Here is an 18,742-nt window from a genome sequence, read left to right as displayed (position 1 = left end):
ACCCAGGAATCAGCCGCCGAGTACCTGCTGGAGGTCGTACGAGACCGGCTCCTCCAGCTGCTCGTACCCGCAGGACTCCGGATCGCGGTCGGGCCGCCACCGCTTGAACTGGGCGGTGTGCCGGAAGCGACGGCCCTCCATGTGGTCGTAGCCGACCTCCAGCACCCGCTCGGGGCGCAGCGGGACGAAGCTCAGGTCCTTGCCCGACGACCAGCGCGACTGGGTGCCGGGCACGCGATCGGGATTGGCGGTGAGGAACTCCTGCCAACGCCCCCACGGGTGGTCCTCGATGGCGACCTCGAGCGGCGCGAGCTCCTCGATCAGCTCGGCGCGGCGCTTGGCGGTGAAGGAGGCGGCCACACCGATGTGCTGGAGCTCGCCACCCTGATCCGGCGGGGCGTCGTAGAGGCCGAGCAGCAGGCTGCCGAGCAGCGGCGCCTCCGGCGTGGAGGTCTTGTGCAGCCGGTAGCCGGCGAGCACCACGTCGGCCGTCCGGGCGTGCTTGATCTTGAGCATCGTCCGCTGGTTGGGCGCGTACGGGGCGTCGAGCGGCTTGGCCATCACGCCGTCGAGTCCGGCGCCTTCGAACCGGGTGAACCACGCCGTCGCCTCGGCCGGGTCGGTGGTGGTGCGGGTGAGGTGGCAGGGGCCCTCCTCGCCCAGGCCGGCGAGCGCGGTCTCGAGCGCCGCGCGCCGCTCGCCGAACGGCCGCTCCAGCAGCGACACGTCGCCGAGGGCGAGCAGGTCGAAGGCGACGTACGAGGCGGGCGTCTCCTCCGAGAGCTTGGTGATCCGCGAGGCAGCGGGGTGGATCCGCTCCTGGAGCACCTCGAACTCCAGCCGGCTGCCGCTGGCGACGAAGAGCTCGCCGTCGAGCACGCAGCGCTCGGGTAGCTGGGCCCGCATCGCCTCGACCACCTCGGGGAAGTAGCGGGTCAGCGGCTTGGTGTTGCGAGAGGCCAGCTCCACCTCGTCGCCGTCCTTGAAGACCAGGCAGCGGAAGCCGTCCCACTTCGGCTCGAAGGAGTAGCCGCTGGCGTCGGGCACCTTCGCCACCGACTTGGCGAGCATCGGCAGCACCGGAGGCATCACGGGTAGGTCCATGCCTCCGATGGTGTCAGAGCGTCGCGGCGTACGCCTCCAGCAGCGCGCGCGCCTTGAGCATCGTCTCGTCGTACTCGTCCGCAGGCACCGAGTCCCACACGATCGCGCCGCCGGTGCCGATGGTGACCCCTTCGGGGGTGCACACCGCGGTGCGGATGACCACCGACAGGTCGACCGAGCCGTCTGCGCCGACGACGCCCAGAGCGCCGGAGTAGATCCCGCGCGGCTCGGGCTCGAGCTCGGCGAGCAGCGCGACCGTGCGCTCCTTCGGGGCACCGGTCATCGAGCCCGGAGGGAACGCCGCGCGGACCGCGTCGAGCGGCGTCGCGTCCGGCCGCAGCCGCCCGGTGACCGTCGAGACGAGCTGGTGGACGGTCGCGTACGACTCCACCTCGAGGTAGCCGGGCACGGCCACCGAGCCGGGCTCGCAGACCTGGTTGAGATCGTTGCGCAGCAGGTCGACGATCATCAGGTTCTCGGCGCGGGTCTTCGGGTCGGTGACCAGCGCCGCGGCCGCCTGCGCGTCGCGAGCCGGGTCGGCGTGCCGAGCGGCGGTGCCCTTGATCGGGCGCGCGGTGACCGTGCCGCCGGGACTCACGGTCAGGAACGTCTCGGGCGTCGCCGAGCAGATCGCGGTCCCGTCGAGGCGCAGGAAGGCGCTGCGCGCTGTCGGCGTCCGGGCGCGCAGCTGGCCGTGTAGGGCCAGCGGGTCCTCGATGGGCGGCAGATGGAGGCGGTTGGTGAGACAGAGCTCGTAGCTCTCGCCGCCGGCGAGCAGCTCCTTGCAGGCCGCGATGTCGCCCAGGTAGGCCTCGCGGGTGCGCGCGGCCCGGGGCACCGCCGGCTCGACCGGCGTCACCTCGACGTCGGCGGTGACGCCGCGCAGCAGCTCGAGCGTCGCGGCGCTCGCCTGCAGCCACTCCTCGGCGCCCTCGCCGGGCAGCGCCCGCAGCTCGGCTCCCGCCGGGGTCAGGGCGATCACCCGCTCGACGAACAGCCAGCGCTCGGCGCCCTCGTACTCGAGGCAGCCCACCAACCCGCCCGGCAGCGGGTCACGCAGCCGCGGTCCACTCAGCGACGCCGTGTCGGTCGGTACGCCCGCGCCCAGGTAGGTCGTCGGGCCGTCCAGCCAGAACGCGTACGGGTCGGCGGCGTGCAGCGCCTCGAAGAGCACGCCCGGATCGAAGCTCCCCGGGATGCTGCGGCGCAGCACGGCGGTGCCGTGCACCACCTCGACGAACGCCGCGATGATCCGCGACCCCAGCTCGGTCTCGACCGACTCAGGGTGGAACTGCACGCCCCACCGGGGCCGGTCGCGCACGGCCAGCGCCATCACGGTGCCGTCCTCGGCCCAGGCCGTCTCGTCGAAGCCGCAGCCGGGCGCCGAGGTCACCGCGAGCGAGTGGTAGCGCGTCGCGGCGAAGCCCTGAGGCAGTCCGGCCAGGAGACTGGTGCTGCCGGCAGGCTCCTCGTACCGGATCGAGGCGATCTTGCCGTGCGCCGGCTCGACGCGGGCCACCTCGCCGCCGTGCAGCGTCGCGAGCAGCTGATGGCCGAGGCAGACACCGAGCACCGGCACGTCCGGGAGACGCGCCAGCAGCGCGGGGCCGTACCCCACGTCGGAGGCCACCCACGGTGAGCCCGGGCCGGGGGAGAGGACGATCCCATCGACGCCCTCGACGCTCAGCAGCGACGGGTCGTCGTTGCGCACGACGCTCACCTCGGCGCCGGCCGACGTCAGCAGCGCCGCGAGGTTGAAGGTGTACGAGTCGTGGTTGTCCACCAGAACGATGTGCCCCGGCCGGTCCGGCCGCCCCGGGCTTGAACGTTCCATGAAAACCAGCCTAGGTGAACGAGCGAGTGCTCAGCGCCCCGGCGAGGGACGAGCCGGGGGCGCTTGACACGAGCGAGCGAGCCACGTTCGCGAAGCGAACGTAATGCTGGCGGTTGGGTAGTCTTTCGTCCATGAGCAAGGTCGTCGGATACGTGCCCGGCGTCTTCGATCTTTTCCACGTCGGGCACCTCAACGCGCTGCGTCAGGCGCGCTCCATGTGCGACGTGCTGGTCGCGGGCGTCGTCTCCGACGAGATGTGCGAGGCCGGCAAGGGCATCGTGCCGACCGTCCCGCTGATCGAGCGCCTGGAGATCGTCAAGGCGATCGGGATCGTCGACGACGCGTACGTCGAGACGAGCCTGGACAAGCGCGACGCCTGGCGCGCGGTCGGGTTCCACAAGATCTTCAAGGGTGACGACTGGAAGGGCACCGCCAAGGGCGAGCGGCTCGAGCAGCAGATGGCCGAGGTGGGTGTCGAGGTCGTCTACTTCCCGTACACGATGCACACCTCCAGCACCGCGCTGCGCCGCCACCTCAACATCGGCGACGAGCAGGTCTCGTGACCGCCAGTCCCTCGCGACCGGCGGCGACCGGTGGCGTCGCGGTCGACGACCGCGGCGTGCTCGTCACCGCCCAGGGCACCGGCCCGCTCGTGCTGAGCCTCGACGACCGCTACCTCTGGTCGATCACCCCCGAGCGCGATGGTGCGGCACTCGACGGCGGCTGGCTGGTCGCCTGGCCGCACGTCCTCGAGCGCTACCTGAACGGCACGGCCCGCATCAGCGTCGCCGACGTCACCGGCGAGACCGTGTACTTCGACGCCGACGTCACGCTCGGATCGGGCGAGGGTCACATCGAGGTCGTCGACGGCGACGGCTACCCGCTCTCGGTCGACAAGGTCGGCCACCTCGGGCGCTCGTTCGCGGCGACCGACGAGGGCATCCGCAACGAGATCCTGGAGGGCACGCAGCGTGTGCTGCGCGACCTGAAGGAGAAGTGCGGCGTCGAGGCGTACCTCAACTACGGCGCCCTGCTCGGCACGATCCGCGACGGCGCGATGATCGCGCACGACTCCGACACCGACGTCTGCTACCTCTCACGGCACGAGTCGCCGGCCGACCTCATCGCCGAGTCGTACAAGATCGAGCGGACCATGCGCGCCAACGGCTGGATCCTGCTGCGCATGTCCGGCGGCGACATCAAGGTGCTGCTGCCCCTGAGCGACGGGCGCAACTGCCACATCGACATCTTCGTGGCGTTCTACGTCCGCGGGACCTTCTACCAGCTCGGCAACCGCAACGGGCACCTGCCGCGAGAGGTCATCACGCCCCTGTCCGAGGTCGAGCTGCACGGCTATCGCTTCCCGGCTCCGGCGCAGCCCGAGCGGATGCTGGCGTTCCTGTACGGCCCGCAGTGGCGCGTGCCCGACCCGTCCTTCAAGTACAACGACCCGGCTCCCGGCGTGCGCCGCCTCAACGGCTGGCTGCGCGGCTTCCGCACGACGATGGGGCTGTGGACCGAGTTCTGGTCCGGGTCACGGGGCGCGAAGGTGGCACGACGCAGCTCCTCCTTCCGCAAGTGGGTATCGCCCCAGCTGGCGCCCGGCTCCGCGATCGTCGACGTCGGCTGCGGCAACGGCCGCGACGCGGTGCGCTTCGCCAAGCGCGGCCACCGCGTCTGGGCGGTCGACTTCTCCCGCGGTGCGCTGCACGCGGCCGGCCGGCGGATCAACCGGCACCACGTCTCGGTGCGCACCGAGCAGCTGATCCTCGGCGAGCTGCGCCAGTCCCTGACGTTCGGCGCCCGGCTCGCCCGCGACCCGCACCACATCTACGCGCGCCGCCTGCTCAACGCGATCGACGACGCCGCCCGGGAGCAGTTCTGGCAGCTGTGCTCGATGGGGTTGCGCGGTGGCGAGCACGCGCTCTTCGTGGAGTTCTCCGCCACCCTCGACGACGCCGACGACGCCGAGGGCATCGCCCTGGATCCGGACGGCCGTGAGCACCGCGTCGACCCGGTCGTGGTCGTGGCCGAGATGAAGGACCGCGGCGGCGTCATCGAGCACTTCGAGATCGGCCCCGGGGTCGACCTCTTCGACCGACCCGACCCGGCGGTGTGCCGGATCCGGGCGACCTGGCCTTCGCCGAAGGGAAAGAGCGCATGAGCAAGCTTGCTGAGAACGTCGAGAAGTGGAAGGCCGAGCGGGCCAGCGGCCGTACGGTCCGGGCGCGCCTGCGCGCTCTCGAGGACGAGGTCCAGGAGCTGCGTCAGTTCAACCGCCGCATCGCGGAGCTGACCGACGTCGTCGCCGAGCTGCTCATCCCGATCCAGGACCGCGACGAGGCCAAGGTCCAGGAGGTCCTTGCGCGGTACCGCTCTCAGATCTGAGAGTCTTGGCCTCACATTCCCCAGTTGGTCTGCCGGCAGGGCCCGCCTGACTTTGAATCAGGATTAGCGACGATGGTTCGACTCCATCCTGGGGAGCCACCTGCTCCGGAGAACGACGCGGCCTGCGGCGTCCCGAGCCGAACGGGTCCAACCCGCCGCGAGCGATCGCGTCGCGGGGTCTGGCCCACCGGAGCCCCGCCTAGCGTTGCTCGAGGTTGTGCACGAGTCGCTCGCTGGTGTGCTTGACGGCGATCGCGATCACCGGGTTGACCGCCTTCTCGATCACCTTGCCGGCCGGGCCACCGGGCAGGGTGTAGCTGATCCACGCGTCGAGGCGGGTGCGGTCGTCGCCGAGGTCGGTGAAGGTCCAGCGCTGGGTGTTCTTGATCCCGCGGATCGAGGAGATCTCCACCATCCGGTCCGGCTCGTAGCCGGTGCACCGGATCCGCGAGGTCAGCGAGACGCCGAGCTTCATCACCCCGTCGTAGGTCGCTCCGAGGCCGCGCAGCTGCTCGCCGACGGGCTCGATGCGGTCCAGGCCGTACATCCAGTCCTTGGTCTTGGTGAAGTCGTCGACGTACGCGAAGACCTCGTGGACCGGTGCCGCGATCTCCACGCTGTGCTCGACGATGCCCGACATTGCTCTCCTTCGCTTTTCGCCCGATCGCGCGCCGAAGCCTGCGCTCAGCGCCTAGTTCGCCCCGGTCTCCGCATTCGACACTATCCGGAGGCCGAGAACGTGTGGGGCATGGAGTTGGAGGTGCGGGCGCTGAGGCGTACGAAGCTGGCGGTCGAGCAGGATCTGGAGTCCGGTGGAGTCAGTCTCACCGGCGAGCTCGACTTCGACGTCGTGCCGTCCGCCCGCGCCGAGATCGCCGTCCGACTGCTCACCGCCACAGCGCGCACGGTCGACCTGAGCGGGCTGACCGACCTCACCGGACCCGCGGTCGTCCTCATCGAGGAGCTGCTGGAGGACGGCGTCGCGATCCGCTGCGCTGCCGGGTGCGCCGCCGAGGAGACGCTGCGCGTCGCGGGGCTCACCGAGCGGGTCGAGGTGATCGTGCCGCCGCGACCGCGCAACGCGGAGCCGGGGGAGCTGTAGGGTTCGTCGCACCGGAGTCCATCGAGGGGACACCCATGCACGATCCCGTGTACACCGAAGAGACCGCCACCGATGCGGAGGGCGCTCATGCCCTGCTCGCGGCGGCCTATGGCGCGGGCAGCGTGCGCTTCGAGCCGTCCGGCGATCTCATCTTCGGTCGTCGCCGCCAGGACCTCGGCGAGGTCCGGGTCGATGAGGTGCAGTACTCCTTCCTGAGCGAGTACGACATGGACCCGCTCGGCTACGTCCTGATCCTGCGGATGCGGGACGGCGAGATGGAGTTCACCGGCGAGCGCGGTCCGAGCCGCCGCTATGGCGCCGGTGACGTCTTCCTGTGTGCCCAGCCTGATGAGGGCTACCACGCGATCACCCGTACTCGCAGCGCCCAGGCGGTCGGCCTGGACCTGAGCCTGATCGAGCAGGCGTGTGAGGGCGCCGTCCCGGAGGTCCTGCGCCGCCTCGAGCGCGGCGCTCTCCGACCGGAGCAGGCACGTCTCTGGCGCCGCACCGTCGACTACGTCACCGACCTCGTCGCCGACGCCGACGCCGCCGCCAGCCCGCTGGTCCTGGGTGCGGCCGGGCGGATGCTCGCCGCCTCCACGATCGCGGCGTTCACCGCCGAGGCCGCGCCGTCCGGGATCGACGAGCCGATCGGCTCCACCCAGGCGACGGTGCGCCGAGCGGCCGCCTTCCTCGAGGCCAATCCCGATCTCGACCTGGGCGTCGTCGAGATCGCCCGGGCCGCCCACGTGTCGGTGCGCACCCTGCAGGCGGCGTTCCGCCGGCACCTGGACACCACCCCGATGACGTATCTGCGACGGGTCCGACTCGACCGGGTCCGGGCCGAGCTGAGCGCCGCCGACCCGGCGGGCGGCCTCACCGTCACCCAGATCGCGGCACGCTGGGGCTTCGCCGATCTCAGCCGCTTCGGCGCTCACTATCGGCGGATGTACGGCGAGTCGCCGAGCGAGACGCTGCGCCGCTGATCGACGCGACCCCTCCGGGTCGCGGGCGGCTGGACCGTCCGTCCCTCACCCCTGCCAGCGCTCCCCTCGGCCGCAGGGGCTACGAGTCGACCGTTGACGCGGCGGCAAGTCAGAGTACTATCTTCCCGACAATGCATTCTAAAGTCGATGATGTGGAGTACGGGATGAAGTACATGAGTTTCCTCGCTGTGGCGACGCAGCAGCCGACCTGGGGCGCCTCGGTCGACGGACAGGTCTACGACCTCGGCCCGACCGGTGCGGCCGTCGCGCCCACGCTGCGAGACGCGATCGCCGCCGGCCTGCTCGCGGACACGCTGATCGACACGCTCGTGCCGGTCGCCGCTGAGTCGGAGGTGACCTTCCAGCCGGTGATCCCCAACCCCGGCAAGATCGTCTGCGTCGGCGTGAACTACCGCTCCCACCTCGAGGAGACCGGCCGTGAGGAGATCACCGTGCCGACCCTCTTCCCGCGCTTCGCGGACAGCCAGACCGGGCACCTCGTCCCGGTGGAGATCCCCGCGGTCGGCAAGCAGTTCGACTACGAAGGTGAGCTCGCCGTCATCATCGGCGCCCCGGCCGTCAAGGTCCCGGCGGCCCAATACGCCTCGGTCATCGCCGGCTACAGCGCGTACAACGACTTCACCGTGCGCGACTGGCAGCGCGCCACCTCGCAGTGGTTCCCGGGCAAGAACTTCCCCGGCACCGGCGCGATGGGCCCCTACTTCGTGCCGGCCGGCGAGATCGAGGACCTCGACTCCTGCACCCTCGAGACCCGCGTCAACGGCGAGCAGCGCCAGAAGGCCCAGATCGCCGACCTGCGCACCACCATCGATCAGCTCATCGAGCACATCTCGACGTTCACCCCGCTGGCGCCTGGCGACATCATCGTCACCGGCACGCCCGGCGGCGTCGGTCTCTTCATGGACCCGCCCGCCCTGCTCAGCGCCGGGGACGTCGTCGAGGTCGAGATCACCGGCCTGGGCGTCCTGCGCAACGAGATCGTCGCGGAGCAGGCGTGACCGTCCTCGCCTGCGCCCTGTCGCACTCGCCGCTCATCGGCGAGATCGACCCGGGCGCGGGCGTCCTCGACGAGATCGAGACCGCGGTCGCCGAGGTCCGGCGGGCGATCGAGGCCTTCGACCCGGAGGTCACGGTCGTCTTCGGCCCCGACCACTTCAACGGCGTCTTCTACGACATGATGCCGCCGTTCTGCATCGGCTCGGCAGCCTCCAGCGTGGGGGATTGGGGTACGCGCAAGCGCGCTCTGCCAGTCGATGCCGACGCGGCCCGACGGCTGGTCGATGCGGCGCTCGAGGCCGACATCGACGTGGCCCAGTCAGAGCGGCTCTACGTGGACCACGGCATGGCGCAGAGCCTCGAGATGCTCTTCGGTGCCGACTACGAGCGGCCCATCGTGCCGGTCTTCATCAACGCGGTCGGCCTCCCGCTCGGACCGATGCGGCGCGTACGTCGGCTCGGCGAGGCGATCGGCCGCGAGATCGCCTCGTGGGACAAGCGCGTGCTCGTCCTCGGCTCCGGCGGTCTGTCCCACGACCCCCCGGTGCCGAAGCTGGCCGGGGCCTCCGACGAGATCCGTGAGCGGCTGATCGACGGCCGGGATTACACCCCCGAGCAGCGTCGGGAGCGACAGCGCCGCGTCATCGAGGCCGCCCTCGCGCAGAGCGGTGAGACACCTGCCGACATCGCGCGCCAGCAGCCCCTGGACGAGGAGTTCGACCGGATGGTGATGGCCACGCTCGCCTCGGGCTCGATCACGAGCACCGACGGCTGGGCGAACGACTGGATGGCCGAGGTCGGCGGCGGCTCCGCGCACGAGATCCGGACGTGGGTGGCGACCTTCGCCGCCGCCCACGCTGCCACCGGCTCGGACATCGCGATCGCGGACCAGTGGTACTGGCCCGTCCACGCGTGGGGCAACGGCTTCGGGATCATGCTCTCTGAGCCCGTCGCGCGACTCGTCGAGCGGCCGGTTGAGGGGAGTGCGTCATGAGCGCCTTCCTGTACGCCGCCTCCCGGACGCCGTTCGGCCGCTTCAACGGCGCGCTGAGTGCTGTCCGGCCCGACGACCTGGCCGCGGCCGCGATCACCGGGCTGCTGGCCAAGGCACCTGGCCTCGAGCCGGCCGCGATCGAGGAGATCGTCTGGGGCAACGCGAACGGCGCCGGCGAGGAGAACCGCAACGTAGCCCGGATGGCCGGCCTGCTCGCGGGCCTGCCGACGAGCGTCCCGGGCAGCACGGTCAACCGGCTGTGCGGCTCGAGCCTGGATGCGGCGATGATCGGCTCGCGCCAGATCGATGCCGGCGACGCCGAGATCGTGCTGGTCGGCGGCGTGGAGTCGATGACCCGTGCGCCGTGGGTCCTGCCCAAACCGGCGAAGGGCTTCCCGCCCGGCGACGTCACCGCGGTCTCCACGACGCTCGGCTGGCGGTTGGTCAACCCGGCGATGCCGACGGCGTGGACCGTCTCACTGGGGGAGTGCAACGAGCAGCTGCAGGAGCGCTTCGGGATCTCGCGCGAGCGGCAGGACGCCTTCGCGGCCCGGTCGCACCGGCTCGCCGCACGGGCCTGGGACGAGGGCTTCTACGACGACCTCGTCACCCCGGTGGCTGATACCGAGCTGATCCGCGACGAGGGCATCCGCGCCGACACCACCGCCGAGGGGCTGGCGGGTCTCAACCCCTCCTTCCGTGCCGACGGCACGATCACGGCGGGCAACGCGAGCCCGCTCTCCGACGGCGCATCGGCGCTCCTGATCGGATCGGAGCGGGCCTCCAGCGTCGTCGGCCTCGCTCCGATCGCCCGGATCGCGGGCCGTGCGGCGTACGCCCTCGACCCCCGGGAGTTCGGCTACGCCCCGGTCGTGGCGGCCAACCATGCGCTGGCCCGGGCGGGTGTCGCCTGGGAGCGGGTCGGCGCCGTCGAGCTCAACGAGGCCTTCGCGGTCCAGTCGCTGGTCTGCGTGGACGCCTGGCTCACGTTGGGACTGCGCGACGCGGAGCTGGTCAACGCCCAGGGCGGCGCGATCGCGCTCGGTCACCCGCTCGGCGCCTCGGGCGGCCGCATCCTCGGCACCCTGGCCAAGGTCCTGCGCGCATCCGGTGAGCGGTACGGCGTGGCGGCGATCTGCATCGGCGTCGGCCAGGGTCTGGCCGTCGTCCTGGAGAACCTCGACACGACCGCGGAGGCCACGCGATGAGCCGCGCGCAGCTCCTGGACAGCGCGGACGAGGCCGTCACGGGGATCGAGGACGGCTCCACGATCCTGATCGGAGGCTTCGGCCTGGCCGGGATGCCGTTCGACCTGATCGACGCCCTCATCCGCCAGGGCGCCACCGACCTGACGGTCGTGGCCAACAACGCCGGCAACGGCGAGGTCGGCCTGGCCGCCCTGCTGCAGGCCGGCCGGGTGCGAAAGGTGCTGTGCTCCTTCCCGCGCCAGGTCGACTCCTACGTCTTCGACGAGCTCTACCGCGCCGGGCGCATCGAGCTCGAGGTCGTCCCGCAGGGCAACCTCGCCGAACGGATGCGCGCGGCTGGGGCCGGCATCGGCGCCTTCTTCTGCCCGACCGGGGTCGGCACCCCCCTCGCCGAGGGCAAGGAGACCCGCACCATCGAGGGCCGCGACTATGTCCTGGAATATCCGATCAAGGGCGACTACGCGCTCGTGAGCGCCTACCGTGCCGACGCGATGGGCAATTTGGTCTACCGCAGGACGGCCCGCAACTTCGGCCCTGTCATGGCGACCGCCGCGACGACCACCATCGTCCAGGTCGGCGAGGTCGTGCCGATCGGGGCGCTGGATCCCGAGGCCATCGTCACGCCCTCGATCTACGTCGACCGCATCGTCCAGGTAGAGGCCCGCCACTACACCGTCGAGGGGGCGCGATGAAGGCCTCGACAGGCTCGACCTCCGGGCGCGTGCTGACGATGGACGAGCTCGCCGCGGTGATCGCGCGCGACATCGCCGAGGGCTCGTACGTCAACCTCGGCATCGGCCAGCCCACCAAGATCGCCGACCACCTGACGCCCGAGCAGGGCGTCGTCCTGCACACCGAGAACGGCATGCTCGGCATGGGCCGCAAGGCTGAGGAGCGACTCGGCGATGTCATTGATGCCGACCTCACCAACGCCGGCAAGGTCCCCGTCGTCGAGACGCCCGGCTGCTCCTACTTCCACCACGCCGACTCCTTCGCGATGATGCGCGGCGGCCACCTCGACGTCTGCGTCCTCGGGGCCTTCCAGGTCAGCCGCACGGGCGACCTCGCCAACTGGAGCACCGGCCGGCCCGGCGACATCCCCGCGGTCGGAGGGGCGATGGACCTGGCCATCGGCGCCAAGGACGTCTTCGTGATGATGACGCTCTTCGCCAAGGACGGCAGCCCCAAGCTCGTCGAGGCGTGCACCATGCCGCTTACCGGCGTCGGCTGCGTCAGTCGCGTCTACAGCGACCACGGCGTCTTCGACCTGACGCCCGAGGGCGTCGGCATCCGCGAGACGTACGGCGTGGACGAGTTCGAGCTGCGTCGTCGCCTCGGCCTCGACGGCTGAAGAAAACATTTTCCTTCCGACCCCCTGGACGGACGTGACTGCCGTCACTAGAATCACGATTCTAGAAACAAGGTTCAAGCAATCGAGAGGAACCCGAGATGGCTCTGGCCGTGGCCGCCCTGTCCCACGCACCGTCGTTCGGCAACGTCGACCCCGGCGGGACGATCAAGGCGGAGATCGACGCCGCCATCGCCGAGGTCTGCACCTTCGTGGAGGAGTTCGACCCGGAGGTCGTGGTGGTCTTCGGCCCCGACCACTTCAACGGGCACCTGTACTCGCTGATCACGCCGTGGACCGTCGGCGCGCAGGCCGAGGGCGTGGGTGACTACGGCACCACCTCGGGCTCCGTGCCGGTCGACGCCGAGGTCGCCCGCGAGCTGCACGCCCTCGTGCTCGAGCAGGGCGTCGAGCTCGGACGCTCCGAGCGGATGAAGGTCGACCACGGCATCATGCAGCCGGTCGAGTTCCTCTTCGGCGCTCCGCTGTCGCGCCCGATCGTGCCGGTCTTCGTCAACTCCCTCGGCTTCCCGCTGACCCCGATGCAGCGCGTCCGAGCCATGGGTGAGGCCTTCGGCAAGGCCGCCGCGCAGCTCGACAAGCGCGTGCTGATGCTCGCCTCGGGCGGCATCTCGCACAGCCCGCCCGTCCCGCGCTGGGACGGCGCGCCGGGGACGCTCCAGGAGCGGCTCATCTCGTACGCCCCCACCCGCGAGGAGCGGGCGGCGCGCGAGCGCGCGATCGTGACCGGCATCCAGGCGATCGCCGACGGCAAGGCCTCGAGCGAGCCGCTGAACGAGGAGTGGGACACCCTCGTCCTCGACGTCTTCCGCTCCGGCGACCTGTCCACCGTCGACGCCTGGGCCAACGACTGGTTCCTCGCCGAGGGCGGCAGCGCCGCGCACGAGATGCGCAGCTGGATCGCCGCGTACGCCGCGCTCTCCACCGCCGGGGCGTACCGGATGGCGGTCGACCGCTACTGGGCCGTGCCCACCTGGGGCGCCGGCTTCGGGATCCAGGCTGCCATCAGCGAGGACCGGGCATGAGCGACCAGATCACGTTCTGGCAGGCGATCGCCGACCTGCCCCACACCCTCGAGTACGTCCAGGTGGGCCCGTGGCGCACCCGCGTCCTGACCGTCGGCGGCACCGGCGAGCCGGACGAGGAGACGATCGTCCTGCTCAACGGCACCACCGGCCACATCGAGGCGTTCACGCAGAACATCCACGCCCTCGCGTCGCGCTGCCGCGTGATCGGGTACGACTACCCGGGGCATGGCTTCACCACGCTCACCGACCACGACCTCGAGATCCCCGAGTACGAGGAGCACCTCCTCGGGCTGCTCGACGTCCTCGGCCTCGAGCGCCCGCACCTGTGCGGCGAGTCGCTCGGCGGCTGGATCGCGATCAAGTTCGCCGCCCACCACCCCGACCGGGTCCGCACCCTGATCCTGAGCGCCCCCGGCGGCCGCGTCACCGACGAGGCCCGCGTCGACCGCGCCCAGTCGGTGAGCCGGCAGGCGGTCGCCGAGCCGACGTACGAGAACGTCAAGCAGCGGCTCCAGGTCGTCATCCACGATCCGGAGAAGATCACCGACGAGCTGGTCAGGATCCGCCAGGCGGTCTACTCCCGTGAGGGCTTCGGCGCCTCGATGCGCCACATCGCGGTGCTGCGCGAGGCGGAGACCCGCTACCGCAACCGCGTCACCGACGAGGACTACGCCGCGATCCCGGTCCCGGCGCTCCTCGTCTGGACCGACCACGAGCCCTCCGGGGGCCCCGACCTGGGCGAGCGCCTCGCCGGGCTGATCCCCGACGGCGAGTACCTGCTCGTCAAGGACGCCGCGCACTGGCCGCAGTGGGAGGACCCCAAGACCTTCAACCGCAACGCCCTCGACTTCCTCGCCCGGAAGGCCTGAACCATGACCGAGCAGAGCACCCCCCGGCCGAGCACCACCGAGCAGAGCCTCATCGAGCAGATCGCCGACGACCTCTACCAGGCCCGTCGCGCCGTCACGACCATCGACTTCGTCAGCCCGCGGCTGCCCGAGCACGACCTGGACGCCGCGTACCGGATCTCCGAGCTGGTCGCGACCCGTCGCGAGGCCGAGCTGGGCGTGAAGCGGGCCGGCCGGAAGGTCGGCCTGACCAACCCGCTCGTGCAGAAGCGCGTCGGTGTCTTCGAGCCCGACTACGGGATCCTGCACGACGACATGGTGCACGCCTCCGGTGTCGTGCGCCGGGCCTCGCAGCACAACTTCCTGCGGATCGAGGCGGAGGTCGCCTTCGTCCTGGGCAAGGACATCCTCGACGCCGACCTCGACGTCATCAAGGACGCCGTCGACTACGTGACGCCCGCCTTCGAGCTGGTCGACTTCCGCTACCCGGGCAGCGTCGGGCAGATCGTCGACACGATCGCCGACAACGCCGGCTGCGACGGCATCGTCCTGGGGGAGGAGCGCCACCCGTACGGCGAGGTCGACCTCGCCGGCGTCGAGATGGTGATCACCACCGCCGCCGGCGTCGAGATCACCCGCGGTGTGGGCAGCAACGTCCTCGGCGACCCGATCAACGCGGTGCAGTGGCTCGCCGAGACCGCGCTGCGGATCGGGCAGCCACTGCGCGCCGGCGAGGTCCTGCTGTCGGGCTCCATCGGCTACATCGAGCCGTGGCCGGCCGACGTCGAGTGCATCGCCACCATCACCGGACTGGGCCGCGTCACCGCGACCCTCGATTCGAACAGCTGAGGACCGAGATGACCACCACGTACGGCGTCGACACCGAGACCCGCGTCGCGATCGAGCAGCTCATCGCCGAGCTGCTGTGGCGCCTGGACCACAACAGGGCCGACACCACCTGGGAGCTCTACACCGAGGACGCGGTCAGCGTCGGTCCGCTCGGTGTGATGGACGGCCGCGAGGCGATCAAGGCCTGGGGCGCGAAGCGAGCGCTGCAGACCGACCTGGTCGGGCGGCACTTCATCGGCGGCATCCGGCTCTCCTGGGAGGGCGACGTCCTCACCGGCACGATCGCGTACCTGACCTTCCGCGACGCCTCCGAGGACGTCCTCAGGCCGGCCAGCGTCGGCGAGTTCCGCGAGCAGTACCGCCAGGTCGACGGCGAGTGGCGCTTCGCGCGCCGCGAGATCGTCCCGGTCTTCGGCGGCGCCAACGCCGCCGCGCACGCCAAGCGGCTCGCCGACGGGGAGAAGTCATGAACGCTCCTGCGCTGCTGCACCAGGCGATCGCGTCCCAGGCCGTGACCGAGTTCGCGATGGCCGCAGGCTACGACGGCGTGATCATCGACCTGCAGCACGGTGAGGTCGGCCTGGAGGACGCCTGCCGGATGCTGCGCGCGATCCCGCGCGAGCGCAACGCCCACGCCTACGCCCGCGTCGGCTCGATCGACCCCGCCACGATCCTGCGCCTGCTGGACTCCGGTGCGCGCGGCATCATCGCGCCGACCGTCGAGACCGCGGCCCAGGCCGCTGCCCTCGTCGCGGCGACGAAGTACCCGCCGCTCGGCGCACGCAGCCTCGGGCCGTCCCGGCCCGCGCTGTACACCGGCGACGACTACACGGCCGCCGGGAACGCGGCCGTCTCCGCGATCATCCAGATCGAGACCCGTGCCGGGCTGGAGAACGTCGAGGAGATCCTCGCGGTGGAGGGCCTCGACTCGGTCTACATCGGTCCCGCCGACCTTGCCGTGACGTACGGCCTCCCCGGTCGCGGCGACTGGGTCGACGGCCCGGTGCGCGACGCGATCGTCCAGCTCGCGACGAGCGTCCGCGCGGCGGGAGTCACGCTCGGCAGCTACTGCGCGTCCGCCGCCTACGCCAAGGCACTGATCGAGGACGGGCTGGTCGACTACGTCGGCCTCGGCATCGACCTCGTCTTCGTCAGCCAGGCGGCGAAGAACACCATCGACACCTTCAGGAGCAACGCATGACCAGCGCTGTGGAGCCGCTCGGCCAGGCCGGTCGCGACGCCGACGTCCTCATCGTCGGAGCCGGGCCCGTCGGACTGACCCTCGCCAACCTCCTCGGCCAGCGCGGCGTGCGCACCCTTGTGCTCGAGGCCCTCGGCGAGCTGATCGACTACCCGCGCGCCGTCGGCATCGACGACGAGGCGCTGCGGGTGATGCAGACGCTCGGTCTCGTCGAGGAGGTGCTCGAGCACACCATCCCGGACCAGAAGATCTACATGATCAACGGGGAGCGCACCATCCTCTCCGAGGTCAACCCGACGACCCGCGAGTTCGGCTGGCCGCGCCGCAACGGCTTCGTCCAGCCGCTCGTCGACCAGGTGCTGCTCGGTGGTCTCGACCGCTTCCCGCATGTCGAGGTGCGCTTCGCGACCGAGGTCCTCGACGCCACCCAGGACGCCGATGGGGTGCAGGTCACGCTGCGGACCGATGGCGGCGGGGAGCAGGTGCTCAGCGCCGGCTACCTCGTCGGCGCCGACGGCGGCAGCTCCTCGACCCGCAAGCGCCTCGGCCTCACCTTCGAGGGCGAGACGCGTGAGTCCAAGGGCCTGGTCATCGACGTGCGCAACGACCCGATCGGCACCCCGCACGCGGTCTTCGGCGGCGACCCCAAGCGCGGCTACGCCTCGATCTCCCTGCCGCACGGACTGCGCCGCTGGGAGTTCACCCTCTTCCCGCACGAGCCCGAGTCCCTCGCCGAGGACGACGCCTTCATCTACGACCTGCTCGCCGAGCACGTCCCGGACCCGAAGCGCCTCGACATCATCCGCCGCCGCGTCTACACCCACCATGCCCGCATCGCCGAGCGGTTCCGCGTCGGTCGGATCCTGCTAGCCGGCGACGCCGCCCACGTGATGCCGGTCGTCGGCGGCCAGGGCTGGAACTCCGGCATCCGCGACGCGGTCAACCTCGGCTGGAAGCTCGCCGCAGTCGTCCAGGGCCTCGCCGGCGACGACCTGCTCGACACGTACGAGAGCGAGCGGCTGGTCCACGTCCAGCAGATGGTCGCGATCTCGGTGGGCATGGCCAACGAGATGACCGACCACGACGCCGAGCGCACCCGCCTGCGCGATCTAGCAGCCGCGCAGCGCACCCCCGAGGAGCAGGCGGCCGTCCGCAACCAGGCGTTCAAGCCGCAGCCGAAGTACGACATCGGCGCGGTGGTGCACACGCCCGCCGCCACGTTCAAGACGCTGCCGGACCGAGAGGTGCCGCGCGTCGCGGGCACGATCTACCCGCAGCCCACCGTCCGTACGACGGACGGCGTCGACCGACTGCTCGACGACGCCACCGGTCAAGGCTGGCGGGTGCTGGTCTGGAACAACGACCCGACCGCGCTCCTCGGTGCGGAGGCGATCGCCGCGGTGGAGCGCCTCGGCGGGGCGCTGGTGCAGATCGTGCCGTCGACCCAGCTGCACTGGGCCGCCACGAACGCCGCTCCCGGCGTCGTCGTGGTCGGTGACCTCGGCACGCTGCAGGCCTGGTTCGATGCCCGGCCGACCTCGGTCGTCGTCGTCCGGCCCGACCACGTCGTGGCCGCGGAGTGCCTCGCCCAGGAGCTCGAGGCGACCCTCGGTGCCGTCTTCCGGGCGGCCCACCTCCGCGCCTGAATGCACGATGCTAAAGAAATGCAATATCCATTGACCAATGCGTAACAGCCGAACTAGTGTGATGTTACGGGGGTCACACCCTGACCCAAGCCAGCGAAGCTGCAAGGAAGTAGGAAGCACCATGAAGAAGACCCTCGCCGCGGTGGCCGCCACCGGCGTCGCCCTCTCGCTCTCCCTCACCGCCTGTGGCGGTGGCTCCGTGGACGGCGGCAAGGCGGCGGCCGACAACAGCGGCAGCAAGCTCACCCACGTGAAGATCGGCCTGTTCCCGTCCTCGGCCGTCGGCGCCTTCCAGCTCGGCATCGACAAGGGCTTCTTCAAGGAGCACGGCATCGACCTCGAGCTCGTGATGGGCCAGTCCAGCGCCGCTCAGCTCCCGGCGGTCAACTCCGGCAGCCTCGACTTCGTGCTCTCCAGCCCGACGACCCCGCTGGTCGCCGACTCCAAGGGCCTCGACCTCAAGATCGTCGCCGGCTACGCGAAGAACAACCCCAGCATCGTGACCGACTCCGTCGCCGTGATGGTCGGCAAGGGCTCGCCGATCAAGTCGGCCAAGGACCTCGTCGGCAAGAAGGTCGCGATCAACGCCCTCGGCAGCATCGGCGAGATCGGCATCAAGCAGGCCGTCGAGCTCGACGGCGGCGACCCGAGCAAGGTGACCTTCGTCCAGCTCGGCTTCGACCAGGTCGCCGCGCAGCTCGCCAGCGGCCAGATCGACGCTGGCATGGCCGGCCCGCCGTTCATGCAGCAGATCATGGGCGCCGGCGGCGCGGTGGCCAGCGACTTCATCCAGAAGGCCGGCCTCGGTGGTGCCGAGCTCGTCATCGTCGCCGGCGGCAAGACCGTCGCGGCGAAGCCGGACATGGTCTCGAACTTCGACGCCGCCCTCGACGAGACGCTCACGTACGCCCAGGGCCACGTCGACGAGGTCCGCGCCGAGCTGCCCAAGGTGATCGGCACCGACCCGGCCGTCGCCGCCAAGACCGACTTCATCAACTGGGACGAGCACCTCGACACTGCCGCCCTCGCGCAGTTCGGCACCCTGCTGAAGAAGTTCGGCATCATCCAGCAGGAGCCCGATCTGTCGAAGCTGGTCTGGACCAAGTGACCCCGAGCGGGCCGGGACTCGGCTCGGCCCGCTCCTCCTGAAGCTTCCCCCGGAAAGGAT

General features: G+C 70.8%; 20 protein-coding genes and 1 tRNA gene. 18 read left to right on the top strand and 3 right to left on the bottom strand.

Going from position 1 to position 18,742, the window contains the following annotated elements:
• Positions 1–9 precede the first annotated feature (9 nt).
• Positions 10–1,104, bottom strand: coding sequence for an ATP-dependent DNA ligase (locus KSO98_RS09430; protein ID WP_225285143.1), 1,095 nt, complete (start codon positions 1,102–1,104; stop codon positions 10–12).
• Between the two features lie 13 nt (positions 1,105–1,117).
• Complete coding sequence (locus tag KSO98_RS09425; protein WP_225285142.1) at positions 1,118–2,938, bottom strand: chorismate-binding protein; 1,821 nt, start codon at positions 2,936–2,938, stop codon at positions 1,118–1,120.
• A 131-nt stretch (positions 2,939–3,069) separates the two neighbouring features.
• On the opposite strand from KSO98_RS09425, the gene KSO98_RS09420 reads away from it, so the two are divergent.
• The 4 genes from KSO98_RS09420 to KSO98_RS09405 all read left to right on the top strand — a co-directional run bounded on the left by KSO98_RS09420 (position 3,070) and on the right by KSO98_RS09405 (position 5,425).
• Positions 3,070–3,501 (top strand): FAD synthase family protein, encoded by a 432-nt coding sequence (locus KSO98_RS09420; RefSeq protein WP_225285141.1) that lies wholly within the window; start codon positions 3,070–3,072, stop codon positions 3,499–3,501.
• Positions 3,498–5,102: a class I SAM-dependent methyltransferase gene (locus KSO98_RS18875; RefSeq protein WP_225285140.1), complete on the top strand. Its 1,605-nt coding sequence runs from the start codon at positions 3,498–3,500 to the stop codon at positions 5,100–5,102. The genes KSO98_RS09420 and KSO98_RS18875 overlap by 4 nt, the downstream gene beginning before the upstream one ends.
• Complete coding sequence (locus KSO98_RS09410) at positions 5,099–5,326, top strand: DUF6752 domain-containing protein (RefSeq protein WP_225285139.1); 228 nt, start codon at positions 5,099–5,101, stop codon at positions 5,324–5,326. Before KSO98_RS18875 ends, KSO98_RS09410 begins: the two co-directional genes overlap by 4 nt.
• 17 nt (positions 5,327–5,343) lie before the next feature.
• Positions 5,344–5,425: transfer RNA gene (locus tag KSO98_RS09405), tRNA-Gln, on the top strand.
• Between the two features lie 100 nt (positions 5,426–5,525).
• Here the strand turns inward: KSO98_RS09405 and KSO98_RS09400 are convergent.
• A complete protein-coding gene (locus KSO98_RS09400; RefSeq protein WP_225285138.1) occupies positions 5,526–5,966 on the bottom strand; it encodes an SRPBCC family protein in 441 nt (146 codons plus the stop codon).
• 108 nt (positions 5,967–6,074) lie between these two features.
• Here KSO98_RS09400 and KSO98_RS09395 point away from each other — a divergent pair, with 108 nt between their 5' ends.
• The 14 genes from KSO98_RS09395 to KSO98_RS09330 all read left to right on the top strand — a co-directional run bounded on the left by KSO98_RS09395 (position 6,075) and on the right by KSO98_RS09330 (position 18,682).
• The gene (locus KSO98_RS09395; protein WP_225285137.1) at positions 6,075–6,428 is read left to right on the top strand and encodes a hypothetical protein; all 354 of its coding nucleotides are present in this window, start codon (positions 6,075–6,077) and stop codon (positions 6,426–6,428) included.
• Positions 6,429–6,463: 35 nt separating this feature from the next.
• Positions 6,464–7,414 (top strand): AraC family transcriptional regulator, encoded by a 951-nt coding sequence (locus KSO98_RS09390; protein ID WP_225285136.1) that lies wholly within the window; start codon positions 6,464–6,466, stop codon positions 7,412–7,414.
• A 164-nt stretch (positions 7,415–7,578) separates the two neighbouring features.
• Positions 7,579–8,433 carry a fumarylacetoacetate hydrolase family protein gene (locus tag KSO98_RS09385; protein WP_225285135.1) on the top strand — a complete coding sequence of 285 codons (855 nt, stop codon included), beginning with the start codon at positions 7,579–7,581 and terminating at the stop codon, positions 8,431–8,433.
• Complete coding sequence (locus tag KSO98_RS09380; RefSeq protein ID WP_225285134.1) at positions 8,430–9,425, top strand: 3-carboxyethylcatechol 2,3-dioxygenase; 996 nt, start codon at positions 8,430–8,432, stop codon at positions 9,423–9,425. Before KSO98_RS09385 ends, KSO98_RS09380 begins: the two co-directional genes overlap by 4 nt.
• Positions 9,422–10,633 (top strand): thiolase family protein, encoded by a 1,212-nt coding sequence (locus tag KSO98_RS09375; protein WP_225285133.1) that lies wholly within the window; start codon positions 9,422–9,424, stop codon positions 10,631–10,633. Before KSO98_RS09380 ends, KSO98_RS09375 begins: the two co-directional genes overlap by 4 nt.
• On the top strand, positions 10,630–11,325 hold the full coding sequence (locus KSO98_RS09370) for a 3-oxoacid CoA-transferase subunit A (protein WP_225285132.1): 696 nt from the start codon (positions 10,630–10,632) through the stop codon (positions 11,323–11,325). Before KSO98_RS09375 ends, KSO98_RS09370 begins: the two co-directional genes overlap by 4 nt.
• Positions 11,322–11,984 carry a CoA-transferase gene (locus KSO98_RS09365; protein WP_225285131.1) on the top strand — a complete coding sequence of 221 codons (663 nt, stop codon included), beginning with the start codon at positions 11,322–11,324 and terminating at the stop codon, positions 11,982–11,984. The genes KSO98_RS09370 and KSO98_RS09365 overlap by 4 nt, the downstream gene beginning before the upstream one ends.
• Before the next feature lie 98 nt (positions 11,985–12,082).
• On the top strand, positions 12,083–13,027 hold the full coding sequence (locus tag KSO98_RS09360; RefSeq protein ID WP_225285130.1) for a 3-carboxyethylcatechol 2,3-dioxygenase: 945 nt from the start codon (positions 12,083–12,085) through the stop codon (positions 13,025–13,027).
• Entirely contained in the window at positions 13,024–13,899 is an 876-nt protein-coding gene (locus KSO98_RS09355) for an alpha/beta fold hydrolase (protein WP_225285129.1), read from the top strand. Before KSO98_RS09360 ends, KSO98_RS09355 begins: the two co-directional genes overlap by 4 nt.
• Before the next feature lie 3 nt (positions 13,900–13,902).
• Entirely contained in the window at positions 13,903–14,727 is an 825-nt protein-coding gene (locus KSO98_RS09350; protein WP_225285128.1) for a 2-keto-4-pentenoate hydratase, read from the top strand.
• An 8-nt stretch (positions 14,728–14,735) separates the two neighbouring features.
• Positions 14,736–15,197 carry a nuclear transport factor 2 family protein gene (locus KSO98_RS09345; RefSeq protein ID WP_225285127.1) on the top strand — a complete coding sequence of 154 codons (462 nt, stop codon included), beginning with the start codon at positions 14,736–14,738 and terminating at the stop codon, positions 15,195–15,197.
• Entirely contained in the window at positions 15,194–15,928 is a 735-nt protein-coding gene (locus KSO98_RS09340; RefSeq protein ID WP_225285126.1) for an HpcH/HpaI aldolase family protein, read from the top strand. Before KSO98_RS09345 ends, KSO98_RS09340 begins: the two co-directional genes overlap by 4 nt.
• A complete protein-coding gene (gene mhpA, locus KSO98_RS09335) occupies positions 15,925–17,574 on the top strand; it encodes a bifunctional 3-(3-hydroxy-phenyl)propionate/3-hydroxycinnamic acid hydroxylase MhpA (protein WP_225285125.1) in 1,650 nt (549 codons plus the stop codon). Before KSO98_RS09340 ends, mhpA begins: the two co-directional genes overlap by 4 nt.
• A gap of 121 nt (positions 17,575–17,695) precedes the next feature.
• A complete protein-coding gene (locus KSO98_RS09330) occupies positions 17,696–18,682 on the top strand; it encodes an ABC transporter substrate-binding protein (protein ID WP_225285124.1) in 987 nt (328 codons plus the stop codon).
• Positions 18,683–18,742: the final 60 nt, after the last annotated feature.

The sequence above is a fragment of the Nocardioides nematodiphilus genome (assembly GCF_020216525.1).
GTDB classification, from domain to species: Bacteria; Actinomycetota; Actinomycetes; order Propionibacteriales; family Nocardioidaceae; genus Nocardioides; species Nocardioides nematodiphilus.
Note: the sequence above shows the minus strand (reverse complement) of the source record. Positions and strands in the feature narration are given on the sequence as shown.